Here is an 18649-nt window from a genome sequence, read left to right as displayed (position 1 = left end):
CTTATCTCCTAATTCTCTCGTTGGCAAAACTGATATCGCCTGTGTTTGCTGCGCTGAGTCGTATAACTCTCGAAGGTGAAACCTGTGGATTAATGCCTGCATTAGCTAAAGATGCGTACCATTTCATGCGTTTCATATCATTACACTGTTTAATTAAATCATCAGAATCGCCAATAACTTCAATAACATATGGACTTTGAGTTTGATTAACTCCAATAAGAATAGTTTGACCAGCAACACGAATAGAAGTTTGTGCTCCAAGTCTATGCCCATTAACAGAAATAGCTTCAGCGCCTGCTTTCCACAATAATGATACAAATTGTTGAATATCGCGATCTGTAACTAATCGCATTCTTGCGCCATTACTCTCGCGAGGCAAAGAACCGCTATTCACATCGCTCGAAGCAGAAATAGGATTAGCAATAGTTACAGTAATCCCAGAACCTTCTACAGCATGAGTGCCATTAACCATATCATCTGATTTACTAACTTCATCCTCTTCAGGCGTAGTAATTTTTTGCGACTCATGATCTACGTTATTTCTCAATAACGTTACTTCTTCTACAAGCTTATCGAAACGAGACGTATAACCTGACAACTCATTAGCTAATGAAGAACGTATTGCTTTTCTAGGATCAGTGTGTAACTTACGAACAAACTGACTCCCAACAGTACCGATAGAAACACACAATAAAAATACTATAGCTCTAGTGAACCACAGATTAAACGGTTTAACAGGTTGTTTACTTAATCTTGCATCCATAAACATTGGATCAACCGGACGATTAGTTAAATCATCAATAAGACGCAAAGCATAATCGTCAATATAACGTCTACGATCATGATTGTGAGCAAAACCACTGGGAGACATTACAACATGATGCGTTGAAATACCAGTAAATGAGTGCGAGAATAATGCTCTACGTCTAGTTAACAACATTCCATCAGGAGCAGCAAAAGACATTGGCATAGTGCTTTTATGAGACGTATGTTTTACATCTAAATCTTTGATACTATCTTTTAAACTAACAAATTCATCTTGCTTAGTCATATGTGCGTACACGCCTTATTTAGTTTTTTCTTGACTTAGCAAGTAACAAATAAGCTTGCATATAGTAAAGCAAGCCAGCATACCAATATAGAGCAATACCCCACACTCCACATGCAAGTGCAGCAGCATAAAGCAGGAACATAGACTCAGTAGCTACAGCATAAACAATCATTAAAGAAACGATTGAAAGCATAAGAAGCGCCGTGCCAGCTTTACCTACGAAGTTAACAGGCAAAGGACCATAATCTCTTTGCGCAAGTACTATTACAAGTACAGCCATAATAGCATCACGCAATACTACTAATAAAAGTGCCCACCAAGGGATAATCATTGCAACAGCTAAAGCTAACGTACTGCAAAAAATCAATAGACGATCAGCTATAGGATCAAGGATTTGACCCAACTTACTAACTTGATTCAAAGTACGAGCAATATAACCATCAAGACAATCAGAAAACGCAGATATTGCTAAAACAATAAGAGCAAAAGTCATCTGATGCTGTGTAATAAGCCAAGCAATATAAGGAATTGAACATATGCGCAAAAAACTGATTAGATTAGGTATTGTCAAAACTCGATTCATTGCTTCAGGACTATATTCCTGATTAATAACGAACTTAGTCATAATATCTTCCTCATACGAAATCACTCAATTAATCAGCATATATTCGCATCAAAAAAACTCGCTTGTTGTGCAATACTTAATATGTTGGGGACATATTTCATGTCCCCAACATACATCTAATATTTATTCGTGCCAAGCAGCTTTTGCAGTATTACGAATAGCTTCAATCGCCTCTTTAGGACTTTCTGCTCCATAAACTGCAGAACCTGCAACAAGCACATCAGCACCAGCTTCAGCAACTATTGCTGCAGTTGAAGGGCTAACTCCTCCATCGACCTGAATATGAGTCTGCAATCCGCGACGAGTAATTTCGTCACGTAAACGGCGAACCTTATTCATTTGATTAGCTAAGAACTTCTGTCCACCGAAACCAGGCTCAACAGTCATAATAAGAACCATATCGAATTCATCAAGAATATCGAAAATAGGTTCAACTGGTTCCGCAGGGCGCACAGCAAAGCAAGCTTTACAACCCATATCGCGAAGCTGACGAGCTAATCTCACTGGAGCATGAGTAGCACCCATATGGAAACTCACAGAAGCAGCTCCAAGCTTAGCGTATTCTGGAGCCCAACGATCTGGATCCTCAATCATCAAATGTACGTCAACTGGAAGTTTAGTAACCTCACAAATTCGCTTAACAATTGGTTCACCCAAAGTCAAATTAGGTACAAAGTGATGATCCATTACATCGACATGAACAAGATCCGCATTAGATATTGCATCAAGGTCACGCTCAAGATTGCAAAAATCTGCGGAAAGAATGCTAGGTGCTATTTGTATATTCATGTGTACTATTCTAGAAAATGCAAGCGACTAGTTTTATAAAAACAAAATTTTTAAAATTGTTTTTTCAAATACTTGAAACTTATTTACTAGAAGTATTCTGAGACTCACGTTCTCTTTCATCTGAAGTTATATCTATAAGTCGTTCAACAAGAGAATCACGAGTACTAGCACTCTTTTGCAGCAAAGCAAAAACAATAGTTGCACAAATAAATACGATAATAGAAACCCAAACATTAATGCGAACACCTAAGAAAACATGTGAAAAATCAATTCGCAATGCCTCAATCCATACTCGTCCGATTGTGTACCACATAACATAAAGTGCGAATACGGAACCGGCTTTTAACTTCTTAGCTATAACTTTGCCAAAATAAATAAGCAATGCAGCACCGATGAAATTCCAAATCATCTCGTACAAAAATGTTGGATGAAATAATGTGCCTTCTGGGCACGTTAACCCATCATAACATCTTTCACTATGACCTATTGCTTGTGTGGTATCATAATTTAACTTCAAACCCCATGGCAAGTTAGTAGGAGCTCCGTAAAGTTCTTGATTAAACCAATTCCCCAATCTTCCTATACCTTGAGCAATAAGCACTGCAGGAGCTGCACAATCAGCTAGTAATCCAATAGGATATTTACGATACTTGCATAACACACAAGCAGCCAATGCGCCTAAGAATATGCCGCCCCAAATTCCTAGACCACCATTCCAAATTCTAAAAATTTCTAAAAAATCACCATTAGAGCCAAAAAACTTTTCTGGAGTTGTAATAACGTGATACAAACGCGCGCCAATTATTCCAGCAGGAAGACTGACTAAAACAAGATCAAGTATCTGGTTAAAATCTCCTCCAAGACGCTTCCATCGACGCGTAGTAATCCACATTGCAACCAAAATACCGGCAAGAATACTAAGAGCGTAAAACTTTATGTTTACAAAGCCAAGAGAAAATTGCGAAATACTTGGCGACGGGATAAAACAGACTGTCATGGCGTCGATATTAGTCTAAGCCCACGATTGCGACAGATAAATTCAGAAATGAGCAAGTTGCAAAAGCACAAGCAGCACAGGACCGCACAGCAAAATAGAATCTACTCGGTCAAGAACACCACCATGACCTTTTAGCAAATGTCCCATGTCTTTAATACCAATATCTCTTTTAAGCATAGAAGCACACAAGTCACCAAATGTGCCAATAATTCCAGAAGAAATACCCATGACTAATGGCATCCACCAGAAATTGAACCAAGAGGAACCATAAAAACCTGCAATAATTGCATATGCTCCTATAATTGCAAAAAGCATTGAGCCTATTAAGCCTTCTACAGACTTCTTAGGAGAGATTCGCGGAGAAAGCTTATGTTTGCCCAACCATGCACCAGCAAATAATCCGCCAGTGTCACTTAATGCAGGTAAAAATACCAAAAGCATAGCGTGAGCAACTGCGTATTTTGTATTTGTAAGAGCTAATACGATGCAAGAAGCTAAAAGTGGAATGTACAACACCACGAATAGCGAAACAGACGTATTCGTAAATAAAGTATGTTCGTATGATGAGCGGTTAGAACCATCGAGCTTTTTTTCTACAGCTTGCATCGTTCTATCTGAAATAGTACTGCTAAGAGTCGCACAAATTACTGTAAGAAGCAAAGATGCAGTAATTCCACTAGCCATAGCAACAGCATGCCATTTTGCATAGTATGTTGCAAAAATAGTTACAAGCGAACATATTGATAACGTCACGAAAGGAATACGCAAACCGAGAGTTGCAAAATCAACATGTAATTCCCACAATGCCAGAACCATAAAAATGGCCATAAGCACTATAAAGACATCAATGCTAATAATTAAGCAAGAAACAATTGCAACAACTAGTACTGCGGCGGTAGCAATTGCCTGAGGCATATTCCTGCCTGTGCGACGATTAATATCACTTAAAGTTTCATGGGTGCCATGTGTAGCAGTATCTGCTTTGTCAGAAGACAATCCTACTTCTGATGCAGTTTTTTCAGCATTTGCTTTACTGACTTCATTGACAAAATTATGCTGTTTTATTTGACTCATACGGCACCCATTCAGTTTGAAACTACAAAAATCTCAGACTTCCATAATTTCTTTTTGCTTACCTTCAAGCAAAACGTCTAAAGAATCAGTAACTTGCTTAGTTACTTTATCAAGCTCTTTTTGTAAACGATCACCTTCATCTTCGCCAAGTTCACCATCTTTAACAGACTTGTCAATAGATTCCTTAGCTTTGCGGCGAATATTGCGAACTGCAACTTTGCCTTCTTCTGCTTTATTCTTAGCAAGCTTGACGTATTCCTTGCGACGTTCTTCCGTGAGCTCTGGCATAGTAACACGAATAACATTGCCATCACGATTAGGGCTTACACCTAAATCAGAATCGCGAATAGCCTTTTCAACAGCATTCGCTTGAGAAGCGTCAAAAGGCGTAACTGAAAGAGTTCTAGGCTCTGGAACACCAATAGATGCAACAGCTTTAATTGGAGTTGGAGCACCATAATAATCAACCATAATTCCGTTTAGCAAAGCAGGATTAGCACGACCGGTGCGAATACCCATAAAATTCTCTTTAGTAGCTTCAACAGACTTATTCATCTGTTCACGGGCTTGATCAATTATTGCTGACATGTGTTCTCCTTTATAATATTTAAGCAAATGTTGGCTCTGCATTAGACACTAATGTGCCAATAGATTCTCCAACAAGAGCACTAGTTACGTTACCTTCGCCCTCAAGACCAAACACACGAATTTTTTGATTATTATCGCGAGCCATAGAAAGCGCAGACGCATCCATAACAGCTAAACCATCAACGATAGCGCGCTTGTAGTTTAATGTTAGGAACTTACGAGCAGTAGAATCTTTACGAGGATCAGCACTATATACGCCATCCACACCATTCTTGCCCATAAGAACTTCATCGCAATGAATTTCCAATGAACGTTGAATAGAAACAGTATCAGTAGAAAAATATGGCATTCCGGCACCAGCACCAAAAATAACCACACGACCCTTTTCAAGGTGACGAATTGCTTTCAACGGAATATAAGGTTCTGCAACCTGACCCATTGTAATAGCAGTTTGTACGCGAGTTGCTTGCCCTGCTTGCTCAAGAAAATCCTGAAGAGCCAAGCAGTTCATTACAGTGCCCAACATACCCATATAATCGCCACGGCTACGATCAATACCTGCTTGCTGCAGTTCTGCTCCCCTAAAGAAGTTACCGCCGCCGACAACAATAGCAACCTGAACGCCTTGATTCACTGCAGCTACTATTTCGCCAGCAATCCTACGAATGACATGAGTATCAATACCAACAGCACCACCACCGAATGCTTCTCCAGAAAGCTTTAATAAAACCCTACGGGACTTTCCTTCATCCGTTTGTGCAATAGCCATACAGATTCCTCCAGTCATAACGGCGAATGAGGTATATCTTTGTCAGTTTATCTATCAATAACGACACTCAAAACGCACGTTAAGCTGGACAATGAATATAAAAATGGGTTGCGCACAACTTGTGCACGCAACCCTATATACAAGAACAAAAATAAATTCTTATATAATTAGTGCTTATTCAGCAGCACCTTTGCCAACCTCAACGCGAGCAAAGGCAAGAGCGGTGCCGCCAACTTCCTTGAACAAGTCACCAACGCTCTTGGATGGATCCTTAACGTATGCCTGCTCGAGAAGTACAGTTTCCTTGAAGAAGGCGTTCATACGTCCTTCAACAATCTTTGGAACAATCTTCTCTGGCTTGCCTTCAGCCAAGGACTTCTCGGTTGCAACGCGACGCTCAGATTCCAAAACTTCTTCTGGAACATCTTCGCGGCGAAGCCACTGCGCACCCATAGCGGAAATCTGCAAAGCAGCTTCGTGAGCAACCTTTGCACCAGCCTCGTCAGTAGCAATCATGGAAACGATGCTTGGAGGCAATTCCACAGACTTCTTGTGAGCATAAATCTCAACGTGTGGACCGCTTACCTTAGCAACCTGACCAACCTTGACATGCTCGCCGAACAAAGCTGCTGCTTCTTCAACAGATTCCTTAACAGTTGTACCATCAGCTGGTGCTGCAAGTACTTCTTCAGCAGTAGAAGCATTAGCTTCAACAGCATGGTCAAGAACAGTGTTTGAGAATTCCACAAACTTTGGTGTCTTTGCCACAAAGTCAGTTTCAGAATTCAACTCAACTGCGTAACCAGTTTCGCCTTCAGCAGACTTAACAACCTTAGAAGCGACGGTACCTTCCTGAGCCTTACGACCTTCACGCTTACCAGCTGCCTGAATACCCTTAGCACGGATGATTTCCTTAGCGCGGGCAACGTCGCCTTCAGCTTCAGTAAGAGCCTTTTTAACGTCCATCATGCCGGCGCCGGTTTCTTCACGCACCTGCTTAATCAACGCTGCAGTAATTGCTGCCATTTTGTTCTCCTCGTATCAATATGATTCTTAAAAGCTGCAAAAAGCAAAATCAATTGGATTTTGCAGCTTCTAAATAAGAATCTGGTTGCAAATTAGCTTATCAGGCGTTTGCCTCAGTATTTTCTTCCTTGGCAGGCTTAGCTTCAGCTTCGCCTTCCTTGGTGAGCAATTCCTTCTCCCAAGCTGCCATTGGCTGAGCATCATTACCTTCAGACTTAGCGCCCTTACCGGCATGCTCAAGCAAGCCTTCAGCTACAGCATCAGCCATCAAGCTGGTCAATAACTCAATGCCACGAATAGCATCGTCGTTAGCAGGAATTGGATACTCAACAGACTCAGGATCAGTGTTGGTATCAACAATTGCCACAACTGGAATACCAAGCTTATGGGCTTCTTCAACAGCCAAAGCTTCCTTGTTAATATCAACAACGAACATGGCGGATGGAGTGCGGTTCATGTTGCGAATACCACCGAGCTGCTTGGAAAGCTTGTCCTTCTCGCGCTCGAGAAGCAAAAGTTCCTTCTTAGTCAAGCCGGATCCACGAACATCGCTGAAGTCCATTTCCTCAAGTTCCTTCAAGCGCTTTACGCGAGTAGAAACAGTCTGGAAATTAGTCAACATACCACCAAGCCAACGCTCGCAAACATAAGGCATGTTTACGCGAGTTGCCTGATTCTGTACAGCTTCCTGAGCCTGCTTCTTAGTACCCACGAAGAGAACAGTGCCGTTGTGAGCAACAGTCTGCTTGATGAAGTCATAAGCCTTGTCGATCATGTCGAGAGACTTGAACAAATTGATGATATGAATACCATTGCGCTGGGTAAGAATGAACTGCTTCATCTTTGGGTTCCAGCGACGAGTCTGATGACCGAAGTGCAAACCAGCCTTCAGCATTTCGCTCATGGTAATCTGTGCCATATCTATATACCTTTCTTGTCGGTTATTTCCTGGCCATGTCTGTTCGCATGCAACTTGGCTGACACATGCCTAAATCCAAGCCGACCGACACGAACGGACGCGTACATGGCGCGTATTTGCGAATCCGTGTAGACAATAAAAAGCGAGCAATCATATAACGCGGCAATACTCATGCTCAAAATGGACACGCAGAGAGTGATTATATCAGATACTCAATACCAAAAATCGGCATCCTTGTAGCAATAAAAGCAACAAAAATGCCGATAACTTTTAAAAAATTATTTACACATAACGCATAAAAACTAAAACTTAGCTACGCATATTATTGCGCAACTCACGCAACGCTTGACGGCGCACATCCTTTTCAAGCCTATCTAAATAAATATGACCATCTAAATGATCACACTCATGCTGAATCATTCTAGCCATAAGACCTTCACCTTCAAGCACTACAGTCTTACCATCTAAATCAATTCCACAAGCTCTAGCATAATTTGCACGCCTAGTTTTGTACCATAATCCCGGAACAGAAAGGCAACCCTCGTCGTCGTACTGTTCACCTTTTAGCTCTTCAATTACTGGATTTAGAATATAGCCAATTCGACCATTTATATTGTAAGAAAAAGCTCTAAAACTTACACCAATCTGATTAGCAGACAATCCAGCTCTACCTGGATCATTTACCGTTTCCAATAAATCATCGACTAAATGTTTCACAGCTGGCGTAATTTCACGAATCTCATCACAAGGAGTTCGCAATACGGGATCCGGAACAATACGAATTTTTCTAATAGACACTCGATTACTCTTTCTTTTATGTAAGTAGGAATAACGAAAAAACAACTACAAATATGTAAGCTTTTTACTCGACATGTTCATTATGATCACTATGCGATGTCGAAGAGGAATCTGATGAAGATTCTTCACCAAAACGCTTCAAATGATTCGCAGCTTGATCGATAGCTTGACGTACTCGAGGAGTTACAGCTTCTTGAGCCTGCTTAACAGTCTCCTGTGCTTGCTTAACAGTCTCAGTAGTTTTATCGAGAATCTTTACAGTTGCTGGCAAAGGACGAGTATTAGGCTTTGGAGCATACAATTGCGTTTCGATAATATCAGCATAGCGAGCAAGAATCTTCGGACGAACAATCTTCATACTTGGAGTCAAGGTTCCAGCATCTTGAGTAAATTCATCTTGCAAAATAACAAACTTACGAACAGACTCAGCGCGAGAAACAGTACTATTAGCTTGGTCAATAAATTGCTGAATTACTGAACGCACTGCTTCGTTAGTAGCAATCTCACTCATAGTAAGGTTAACATCCATACCCTTATTCTTTAGCCAAGAACGAACCATATCTGGATCAAGCTCAATTAAAGCAGAAACAAATGGCTTACCATCGCCCACTACTACAGCATGAGAAACTAATGGGCATTGAGCAATAATACCTTCCATAGGAGCAGGACTTATATTCTTGCCACCGGCAGTAATAATAATATCTTTTTTGCGACCAGTAATAGACAAGAATCCTTCATCATCTATTGAGCCAAGATCGCCTGAATGCAACCATCCATCTTCGTCAATAACTTCTGCAGTAAGCTCAGGCTTATTGAAATATCCCATAAATACGTTAGGACCTTTAATAAGCACTTCATCGTCGTCAGCAAGACGGATAGCTATACCAGGACCAGGTCGACCTACAGATCCAACTTGATTTGCATGCTCAAAATTAACTACACAAGGAGCGGCAGTTTCAGTCATTCCATACCCTTGAATAAAAGTAATACCATCAAGACCATTAAAGAAATGAGCCAAATCAGCATCCATTGGAGCTCCACCGCAAGCTAACCATGAAAGATTAGGACCTAAAGCTGAACGAATAGAAGAACCAACTGTTTTCATGTACATCGCATGATTCATGCGTGCAGCAAGAGAATGAGTTTTACCTTCAACATTGTCGCGAGACCATTGAATGAAATGCTTTACAGCTTTAGCAAAGATACGACCCTTTATGCCAGCACCAGCTTTTTGTGACGCAGCATTATAAACTTTTTCAAAAACTCTAGGCACGCCAAGTAAATACGTAGGCTTAAAACTACGCAAATCAGCCAAAAGATGCTTAGCATTAGGCACATATCCAATAACACCGTGAGCACCAATAGCAACATATTGAATGTACCGAGCAAAACAATGCGCCAATGGAAGGAATAAAAGCAAACGATTTGGTTTGCATAACATATCGTTAAGAACATCGTAACCAGCAAAAACAATATGCGTAAAATTACGATTTGAAAGCATTGCGCCTTTAGGTCTACCAGTCGAGCCAGAGGTGTAAACAATAGTAGCTAAATCATCTGCCTTAACAACATCAACAGCTTTATTAAGCTCATCCTCAGTAATAGATCTACCAAAATCAACAACTGCTTCCAAGCCACCAGCTTTGAAATTAAATACGGTTTTCAAAGTTATATGTTTATGATCCTGACGAACACGCTCTAAGCATTGAGCATGCGCATCGTCTCCAGCAAAAGCAATAACTGGCTTAACTTCATCGATAATGTCAGCTGCCTGCAATGCTGAATCTGTTTCATAAATAGGAACGCTTACAGCACCAATACATGCACAAGCAAAATCGACAATACCCCACTCATAACATGTAGCAGAGTAAATAACAACTTTGGAGCCATGCTGAACTCCGAGTGCTATTAAGCCTCGAGCTACTGCACGAACTTTCGCGAGCATTTCAGATGAAGTAACATCATGCCAACGACGAGTTTCATCGTCTTGCCATTGAGCAACCAAGTCTTGTGGGCTACGCATAGCACGATTGGCGAGTAAGGAATAAATGGTATCACCGTCTTGAGTTGGGTGAATGGCTTCTACAGCAAATTCTCGGAGCATATTATTTATTGTACTTGATAACAGAATCGACACGACTGCACGAAGTACAAAAAATAATACTTAATATTGTCATTTACAAACAAACACTGGGAAAAAACTTAGATTCTACAAGTCGTACAAGTTAGAATGTTTAATCTTACAAAAGTGAACCCCTTTATTGCTAAAATTGTTGAAAAATCAGCAAATCAAGCAATAAGGGGCTCATATTTATTTGAATATATGTACATAAGTCTTCAAACGCATTATCATAGATGTCTTATTTCAGCTACCTACTATAAGCGACGATTTTATCCTAGATCTGCATACGTGCAAATCCAACGATTATTTTTCAATTCCAAAGATAACGACGCCCAGTATTTCACAGGTCCTGCACAAATGCGCACAACACCTTCAAAATGATTCGGGCTGACTAGCATTCCATTAAACAAACTCGGAACTGCAGGAAAACTACGCACAGCAGAGCGAGTTTCCGAATCGTTATTATCAGTGAAATACTCATCCATCAGTTTCCACATGTTAGTTAATTTAGTAATACAACTTTTTGTTAAAAGCTGCGACATTGCTGGAGAAATAGGCCTACCTCTCGAAATATCTGCAGCTATGCAAGCAATTTGACAAGTTTTTAAAGCTAAATTAACAAAAGCCTGCTCATCTCTACTGTCGAAATAACACATTCCAACATGGTATTTCAAGCATTCACGCGAAAAACCAACACTAACTTCACCCTCATATACAGGCAAGCTAATACGAGGTCTACAGAAAACATGTGGAGGATCCTCGTCATTGTTTTTCTTAGTCTTTGAGGACTTATCTTTCAGCTCATCATCACTGTAATCGTTATCTTCCATGCCATAGGCATCAGCAAAATCTATCTTCATGTTTCTCTCCTGTTTTAACAATTATTTAAAACTGTTGTTATTTAAAACTTGTTAAGCTTATATTTCTACAAACTAAACGAGTTTAGATAAAAGCTTACAACGTAATTTTTCTCTAACTGCGTAATTAATAAAAATGTGGATAAATTACAAAATATTCGTCGTTTTTATTGAAAATAAACGATTTTATGCGTGTTGAATTATACACATTACGGTTTAAAAGAATAGCAAATATAGCTAAAAAATCATATTTATGCATAAATCAATAGAATGTTCATATAGATATAACAATTTTGAAAACAAAAATGGCGGCTCAGAGCAAATTACTGAACCGCCATATTTTATGCAATAAGCATCATACTTATAACACTAACGAATATCCTGATGGAATGGGTTAAATACTACGTTGCAACGCTGGAAGCTCTTAACATCAACATAACCTGTAGAAGCCATTGTTCTGCGCAATGCACCAACAAAGTTTGTAGTACCATCTGCTTCATGACTTGGACCGAAAAGAATATTTTCTAACGGAGCCACAGTGCCAACATTTGAGCGCATGCCACGAGGAAGTGATGAATGGCGAGCCTCAGCACCCCAATGAGTGCCATGACCAGGAGCCTCAGTTGCGCGAGCTAATGGAGTACCAAGCATAACTGCGTCAGCTCCAACTGCAAGAGCCTTAATAAAGCTGCCGGAATTACCCATTCCTCCATCAGCAATAATTTGCACGTAACGACCGCCGGATTCATCCATATAATCCCTACGAGCTTCAGCAACATCCGCAATGGCAGTAGCCATAGGTGCTTGCACACCTAAAGTATTCATTGTTGCGGATACTGCTCCGCCGCCAAATCCGACTAAAATACCTGCAGCTCCAGTTCTCATCAAATGAAGAGCAGAAGTATAATCCGCGCAACCTCCAACAATAACAGGGACATCGAGATCGTAAATAAACTTCTTTAAATCAAGAGGTTCATGATCTTTAGAAACATGTTCCGCAGATACTGCTGTTCCGCGAATCACAAATAAATCAACACCAGCTTCTAGCACAGTGTTATATAATTCTTGCGTGCGTTGTGGAGAAAGAGCTCCTGCTACTGTCACTCCAGCATCTCTGATTGTATGCAAACGCTTTGCAATCAATTCTGGTTTGATTGGCTCAGTATAAATCTCCTGAATGCGGCGGGTTGCAATATTTGACGGCATCTCAGCTATTTCTTTTAACAAAGGTTCTGGATTCTCATATCGAGTCCATAAACCTTCTAGATCAAGAACTCCAAGACCACCCATTTGACCAATTGCAATCGCAGTATCCGGGCTAGTAACAGAATCCATCGGAGCAGCAATAATTGGGATATCAAACGTGTAAGCATCTACTTGCCATGAAGTAGATACAGCTTGAGGATCACGCGAGCGGCGCGAAGGAACAATAGCAATATCGTCAAGCGAATATGCAACTCGGGCTTTTTTGCCCAAACCAATTTCAATTTCCTGAGACATACTTCTTAGGCTAGTGCCTTATGCTGACGAGTTACGACTCATAGTAAGACTCATAGTAATTCAAAAGCTATTTATCATTATTTTTACGCAAAGCACTGTATATAGCTTTTGCTTTATTCTCGCCAATTCCAGGTACTTTTTGCAAATCTTCTAATGAAGCATTTTTCAAAGATTTTATTGAACCAAAAGATGCAAGCAAACGCTTGCGATACACTGCTCCAATTCCAGGAATTGCATCAAAAGTAGAATGCAATGAACCTTTTCTTCGCAATTTACGATGATACGAAATAGCAAAACGATGAGACTCGTCTCTAGCACGCTGCAATAAATACAATCCTTCTGAGCTTCTCTTAAAAATGATTGGATAATCTTCGTCAGGAAGCCACACTTCTTCAAGCTTCTTAGCTAAACCACAAACAGTAATATCACTTACGCCAGCATCTCTCATAGCTCTTTTAGCAGCTTTTGCTTGTTCTTTTCCTCCATCGACAATAATTAATTGAGGTTTATAAGCAAAATGCCGCGCACTAGTCAATGAATTACCTGAAAAATGCTTATTAGAAATACTGTTAGCATCGCAAATATTAATATCAGATGAGTCAGATGTATCTGATGTATCTGATGAATCTGATGCATCAAGCCTATTTTCTGCATAAACATCTTTATGCTTAAACCTTCGCAATAATGTTTCATAAACAGCACTTAAATCATCTATTTTACCATCACCATGTTCACCTCGAACCGCAAAATGACGGTACTCACTAGGACGAGCAACACCATCTTCAAAAACAACCATAGAAGCAACTTGATAACTGCCATCAACTGTATTTGAAATATCATAACATTCAATTCGCAAAGGAGATTTACTCATTCCAAGCGCTTTTGCTATTTCGTTCATAGCTTCTGTTCTCATATCTATGCTGTTAATACGGCTAGATTTTATTCGTTTCAATTCCTGACTAGCATTATCGTTTGCACGATCCATAAGAGCACGTTTTTCTCCGCGCTCTGCAACTCTAATACTTACTTGAGAACCACGAATATTGCTAAGCCACAATTCAAGCTCTTGCTTACGTTCATCAGAAATTTTAATTGGAACTATAATCTCACGAGGAACAGGCGAAATAGGAGCAAGTAAATCCTCACGACCTGTTCTCTCTTGACGTTCACGACGAGTTTTAGTAGCTTGCGCTCGCAATATTACATCAGTTGCAGTAGCTTGCTGCGTAGAGCTAACAGCGTCGCGAACTTTCTTAATGCTAATAGTATCTTCATGGTTTTGTGTGTAATTTTGCTCATATTCTGCGTATACGCGAGTTAATAAATCAGCTATAAGATCACTGTCACTGATATGCTCATTTCGTTCTACCGACCAATTTTTCTCTCCACGAATCATTCCAGCTCTGACAAAAAATACATGAATTGACGCTTCAAGCTCATCTCCGCAGAATCCAAAAACATCTGCTTCTACATCATTGTCAAACACAACTGCATTTTGTTGCAAAATAGTGTTCAAAACAGCAATTTCGTCACGCAATTTAGCTGCACGCTCAAATTCTAGCTCTTCACTTGCTTCTTTCATCTCATTCTTAATTTGTGAAATATAAGACTCTCCAACACTGCCTGTAAGTATGCCAACTACATGTTCTACCATCTTGCGATGTTCGCTAGGATCTATGTTTCCTATACAAGGAGCTGAACATTTACCAATCGAAGCAAATAAGCAAGGTCTACCAGTCCTATGAGCTTTGCTAAAAACAGAGGATGAGCATGTGCGAATAGGAAAAGTTTTAAGTAAAGAATCTAAACTATGACGAAGAGGCCACACTTTTGCATACGGACCAAAATATCTAGCATGCCGCGCACTACGATTTCTAGTAATCCATACTCTTGGAAAAGTTTCCTCTAGCGAAACTGCAACATAAGGATATGTTTTATCGTCACGAAAAACTACATTAAACCTAGGATTAAAAGCTTTAATCCAAGTATATTCAAGTGTAAGAGCCTCAAATTCAGTGCTTACAACAGTCCATTCCAAACTGCGAGCTGTAAGAACCATAGATTGAGTTCTAGGATGAAGTTGGTAAAGAGGTTGAAAATAATTCGCTAAACGATTGCGTAAATTTTTTGCTTTTCCAACGTAAATAACTCGCCCCTCGCCATCACGCCACTTGTATACTCCAGGTTGCGCTGGAATATCACGAGAAGCTGGACGGAATAAATCACGGGTATCACCAAGCAATGGAGCTCCTAATGCATTTACTCTTTCATCATCAAATGATGAATCTTTCGAAAACTGTTCATCTATTATTGCTTGCGTTTTACGCGATTTTTCACTATCTCTCATCCTATTTTCTTCTTGCAAATCATATGCTTTATAAGAATTTTTATTAAGATCATTATCTTTCATTTTCACCTCCTTTCCTAAACAAGATTTATGCAACTATTCATAAGATTTGTCGAGTAAATTTCTCAGTTCAGCAAATTACAGATCGGTAACTTTTTTGAACGCTTAATGTAACATTTGCTTAAGGAATTTACCTGTCCAACTCTCGCCATTACGCGCTACGCTCTCAGGACTACCTTCTGCAACTAAGGTTCCGCCTTTATCTCCTCCTTCTGGACCTAAATCAATAATCCAATCTGCAGATTTCACAACATCAAGATTATGTTCAATTACAATAACACTGTTGCCTTTATCTACAAGAGATTGCAAAACCGCTAGAAGTTTCCTAACATCTTCAAAATGCAGTCCAGTAGTAGGTTCATCAAGAATATAAACTGTTTTACCAGTAGATCTTCTCTGCAGCTCTGTAGCAAGCTTTACTCGTTGAGACTCACCGCCAGAAAGCGTTGTTGCGCTTTGACCAAGACGAATATAGCCCAAGCCAACTTTTACTAAAGTATCTAAATATCGAGAAATAGAAGGATATGCTTTGAAAAATATTGCAGCTTCACAAATAGGCATATTAAGAACATCTGCAACAGACTTTCCGTTATATGTAACTTCCAAAGTTTCACGGTTATAACGTTTACCATGACAAACTTCACACTCTACGTATACGTCAGGCAAAAAGTTCATTTCTATTTTTAAAGTACCGTCGCCATGACATGCTTCACATCTGCCTCCTTTAACATTAAACGAGAAGCGACCAGGACCATAGCCACGAACTTTTGCTTCTGGAGTCTGAGCAAACAATGAACGTATTTTATCCCAAACACCAGTGTAAGTTGCTGGATTAGAACGAGGAGTTCTTCCTATAGGATTCTGATCGACATGCACTACTTTGTCACAAAGCTCAATACCATCAATACGTTTGTGCTTTCCTGGAACAATTCGAGCACCATTTAGTTTGTCTGCAAGAACAGGATATAAAATTGAGTTTATAAGTGTTGATTTACCAGATCCAGATACACCCGTTATGCATGTGAATACTCCCAAAGGTATGCTTACATCAATATTTTTTAAATTATGCTCATGGGCATTAATTATATGGAGCATACGATTTTCGTCTACACTACGACGTTGTTTTGGCACATCTATTGAGCGTCTGTGAGCAATATAATCTCCAGTAATTGAACGCTGAGCTTTAATAATTCCATCAGACGGACCTGAATATACTACTTCTCCTCCATGCTCGCCAGCTTCTGGACCAATATCAACAAGCCAATCGGACTGACGAATAGTATCTTCATCATGCTCAACAACAATAAGCGTATTACCAAGATTTCGCAGATGATGCAATGTTGCAATCAAACGCTCATTATCTCTTTGATGCAATCCAATAGACGGCTCATCAAGCACGTACATAACACCAACTAAACCTGATCCAATTTGAGTAGCTAAACGAATACGTTGAGCCTCTCCACCAGACAAAGTTTTTGCAGCTCTTGAAAGAGTGAGATAGCTTAAACCCACATCGTTCAAAAAACCAAGTCGAGCACGAATCTCTTTTAATATTTCTGTTGCAATTACTGCTTGAGAACCATCCAAATGCAAAGCATTTACCCATGCTAGACTTCGCTCTACTGGCATATCGCAAACTTCAGCTATGGAAGTATTAGATACTGTAACCGCAAGAACTTCTGGACGTAAACGCTTTCCATTACATTTTTGGCATGGAACTTCACGCATATACGACTCATAATATTGACGCATTTGATCAGAATCAGTTTCGTCATGTTTGCGCATAAGCGTACGAACTACACCTTCAAAGCCAGTAGAATATTCACGCTGACGCCCCCACCTATTTGTGTAGGAAACTTGAACTGTGAAATCATGACCATACATGATGTCATGTTTAACGTCTTCCGCTAGATCCTTCCACGGAGTATTCATATCAAAATGCAAATCTTTAGCAAGTCCTGAAAGTATGTGCTGATAATACATTCCAGCTGACTTATTCATTGCCCACGGCTCAATAGCTCCCTGCGCAAGAGATTTGTCTGGGTCTGGGATAACAAGTTCAGGATCAATTTCGAGATTGTATCCAATGCCAGAACATTCAGAGCAAGCACCATAAGGAGCATTGAATGAAAATGTTCTAGGCTCAATCTCATCAAGCTCTAATTGATGATTATTTGGGCATGCGCGATGCTCCGAAAATGATTTACGACGCGTTTGTGAGTCTTCTGGTTCGTCAACAAAATCAGCAATTACTACTCCCTTAGATAGTTTTAATGCTGTTTCAATCGAATCAGTTAATCGAACACGAATGCCATCTTTAATAACTAAACGATCTACTACTACTTCAATTGTATGTTTCTTCTGTTTAGTAAGAGTAATATCTTCAGAAAGCTCATGCATTTGTCCGTCAATAATCGCACGAGCATAACCATCTGAGCGCAAAAGCTCAAGCGTGTCTTTAAATTCTCCTTTACGACCACGAACTACTGGAGCAAGAATTTGTAACCTCGTACGTTCTGGCATAGCAAGCAACGAATCAGTCATTTGCTGAGGAGTTTGAGAGCTTACTATTTGACCACATTCAGGACAGTGAGGCACACCAATCCTAGCAAACAATAATCGCAAATAATCATATATTTCTGTAATAGTTCCAACAGTAGAACGAGGATTACGATTCGTAGTTTTTTGATCAATAGAAACAGCAGGACTTAGGCCCTCAATAAAATCAACATCAGGCTTATCCATACGTCCTAAAAATTGGCGAGCATAAGCACTAAGCGACTCAACATAGCGTCGCTGACCTTCTGCAAAAAGCGTATCAAACGCAAGCGAGGACTTACCAGATCCAGAAAGACCAGTAAAAACAACCATACGATTCCTAGGAATCGATAAACTTACATTTTTTAGATTATGCTCTCTAGCACCCTGGATAGTTATTTTCCATTCAGAAGGAATACTAGATAAATCAGCTATAAAAGTACCGTTGTTAGCGCTCATAGGAGCATTATCAAGCAATTCTTGCAACGAGTCATTTTGTTCATTCGCCTGTTTTGACACAATTACCTCCACACTTCCCCATAATCACTTGAATATTCCCAACCAATACCCAATTTTATTACTAACAAGA

The 18649-nt window shown here is 39.9% G+C and carries 15 protein-coding genes; all 15 read right to left on the bottom strand.

Annotated features, from left to right (window positions below; genetic code table 11):
- Position 1: 1 nt before the first annotated feature.
- Positions 2-1051: a DUF881 domain-containing protein gene (locus HXT40_RS03070; protein WP_004106613.1), complete on the bottom strand. Its 1050-nt coding sequence runs from the start codon at positions 1049-1051 to the stop codon at positions 2-4.
- Between the two features lie 19 nt (positions 1052-1070).
- Positions 1071-1676, bottom strand: coding sequence for a CDP-alcohol phosphatidyltransferase family protein (locus HXT40_RS03065; protein WP_004574267.1), 606 nt, complete (start codon positions 1674-1676; stop codon positions 1071-1073).
- A 123-nt stretch (positions 1677-1799) separates the two neighbouring features.
- Positions 1800-2465, bottom strand: coding sequence for a ribulose-phosphate 3-epimerase (gene rpe, locus HXT40_RS03060; protein WP_004574269.1), 666 nt, complete (start codon positions 2463-2465; stop codon positions 1800-1802).
- A 79-nt stretch (positions 2466-2544) separates the two neighbouring features.
- On the bottom strand, positions 2545-3462 hold the full coding sequence (gene lgt, locus HXT40_RS03055) for a prolipoprotein diacylglyceryl transferase (RefSeq protein ID WP_004106607.1): 918 nt from the start codon (positions 3460-3462) through the stop codon (positions 2545-2547).
- Positions 3463-3504: 42 nt separating this feature from the next.
- Positions 3505-4536 carry a phosphatidate cytidylyltransferase gene (locus tag HXT40_RS03050; RefSeq protein ID WP_116994705.1) on the bottom strand — a complete coding sequence of 344 codons (1032 nt, stop codon included), beginning with the start codon at positions 4534-4536 and terminating at the stop codon, positions 3505-3507.
- A gap of 33 nt (positions 4537-4569) precedes the next feature.
- Positions 4570-5124 carry a ribosome recycling factor gene (gene frr, locus HXT40_RS03045; protein ID WP_004106603.1) on the bottom strand — a complete coding sequence of 185 codons (555 nt, stop codon included), beginning with the start codon at positions 5122-5124 and terminating at the stop codon, positions 4570-4572.
- Positions 5125-5143: 19 nt separating this feature from the next.
- Positions 5144-5893 carry a UMP kinase gene (gene pyrH, locus HXT40_RS03040; RefSeq protein WP_004108906.1) on the bottom strand — a complete coding sequence of 250 codons (750 nt, stop codon included), beginning with the start codon at positions 5891-5893 and terminating at the stop codon, positions 5144-5146.
- A gap of 174 nt (positions 5894-6067) precedes the next feature.
- Entirely contained in the window at positions 6068-6919 is an 852-nt protein-coding gene (gene tsf / locus HXT40_RS03035) for a translation elongation factor Ts (RefSeq protein WP_421777326.1), read from the bottom strand.
- A 100-nt stretch (positions 6920-7019) separates the two neighbouring features.
- On the bottom strand, positions 7020-7838 hold the full coding sequence (rpsB, locus tag HXT40_RS03030; protein ID WP_004574276.1) for a 30S ribosomal protein S2: 819 nt from the start codon (positions 7836-7838) through the stop codon (positions 7020-7022).
- Between the two features lie 309 nt (positions 7839-8147).
- Positions 8148-8636, bottom strand: coding sequence for a peptide deformylase (locus tag HXT40_RS03025; protein ID WP_064621633.1), 489 nt, complete (start codon positions 8634-8636; stop codon positions 8148-8150).
- Positions 8637-8700: 64 nt separating this feature from the next.
- Positions 8701-10740, bottom strand: a complete 2040-nt coding sequence (locus tag HXT40_RS03020; RefSeq protein WP_004106596.1) for an AMP-dependent synthetase/ligase — start codon at positions 10738-10740, stop codon at positions 8701-8703.
- 287 nt (positions 10741-11027) lie between these two features.
- A complete protein-coding gene (locus HXT40_RS03015) occupies positions 11028-11618 on the bottom strand; it encodes a hypothetical protein (protein WP_004106594.1) in 591 nt (196 codons plus the stop codon).
- A 366-nt stretch (positions 11619-11984) separates the two neighbouring features.
- On the bottom strand, positions 11985-13115 hold the full coding sequence (locus tag HXT40_RS03010) for a GuaB3 family IMP dehydrogenase-related protein (RefSeq protein ID WP_004106592.1): 1131 nt from the start codon (positions 13113-13115) through the stop codon (positions 11985-11987).
- Positions 13116-13182: 67 nt separating this feature from the next.
- Positions 13183-15525: an excinuclease ABC subunit UvrC gene (gene uvrC / locus HXT40_RS03005; RefSeq protein WP_421777325.1), complete on the bottom strand. Its 2343-nt coding sequence runs from the start codon at positions 15523-15525 to the stop codon at positions 13183-13185.
- 102 nt (positions 15526-15627) lie between these two features.
- On the bottom strand, positions 15628-18519 hold the full coding sequence (uvrA, locus tag HXT40_RS03000) for an excinuclease ABC subunit UvrA (protein WP_223293644.1): 2892 nt from the start codon (positions 18517-18519) through the stop codon (positions 15628-15630).
- Between the last annotated feature and the right edge of the window lie 130 nt (positions 18520-18649).

This window comes from Gardnerella sp. DNF01180P (assembly GCF_049244205.1).
GTDB lineage: Bacteria > Actinomycetota > Actinomycetes > Actinomycetales > Bifidobacteriaceae > Bifidobacterium > Bifidobacterium swidsinskii.
Note: the sequence above shows the minus strand (reverse complement) of the source record. Positions and strands in the feature narration are given on the sequence as shown.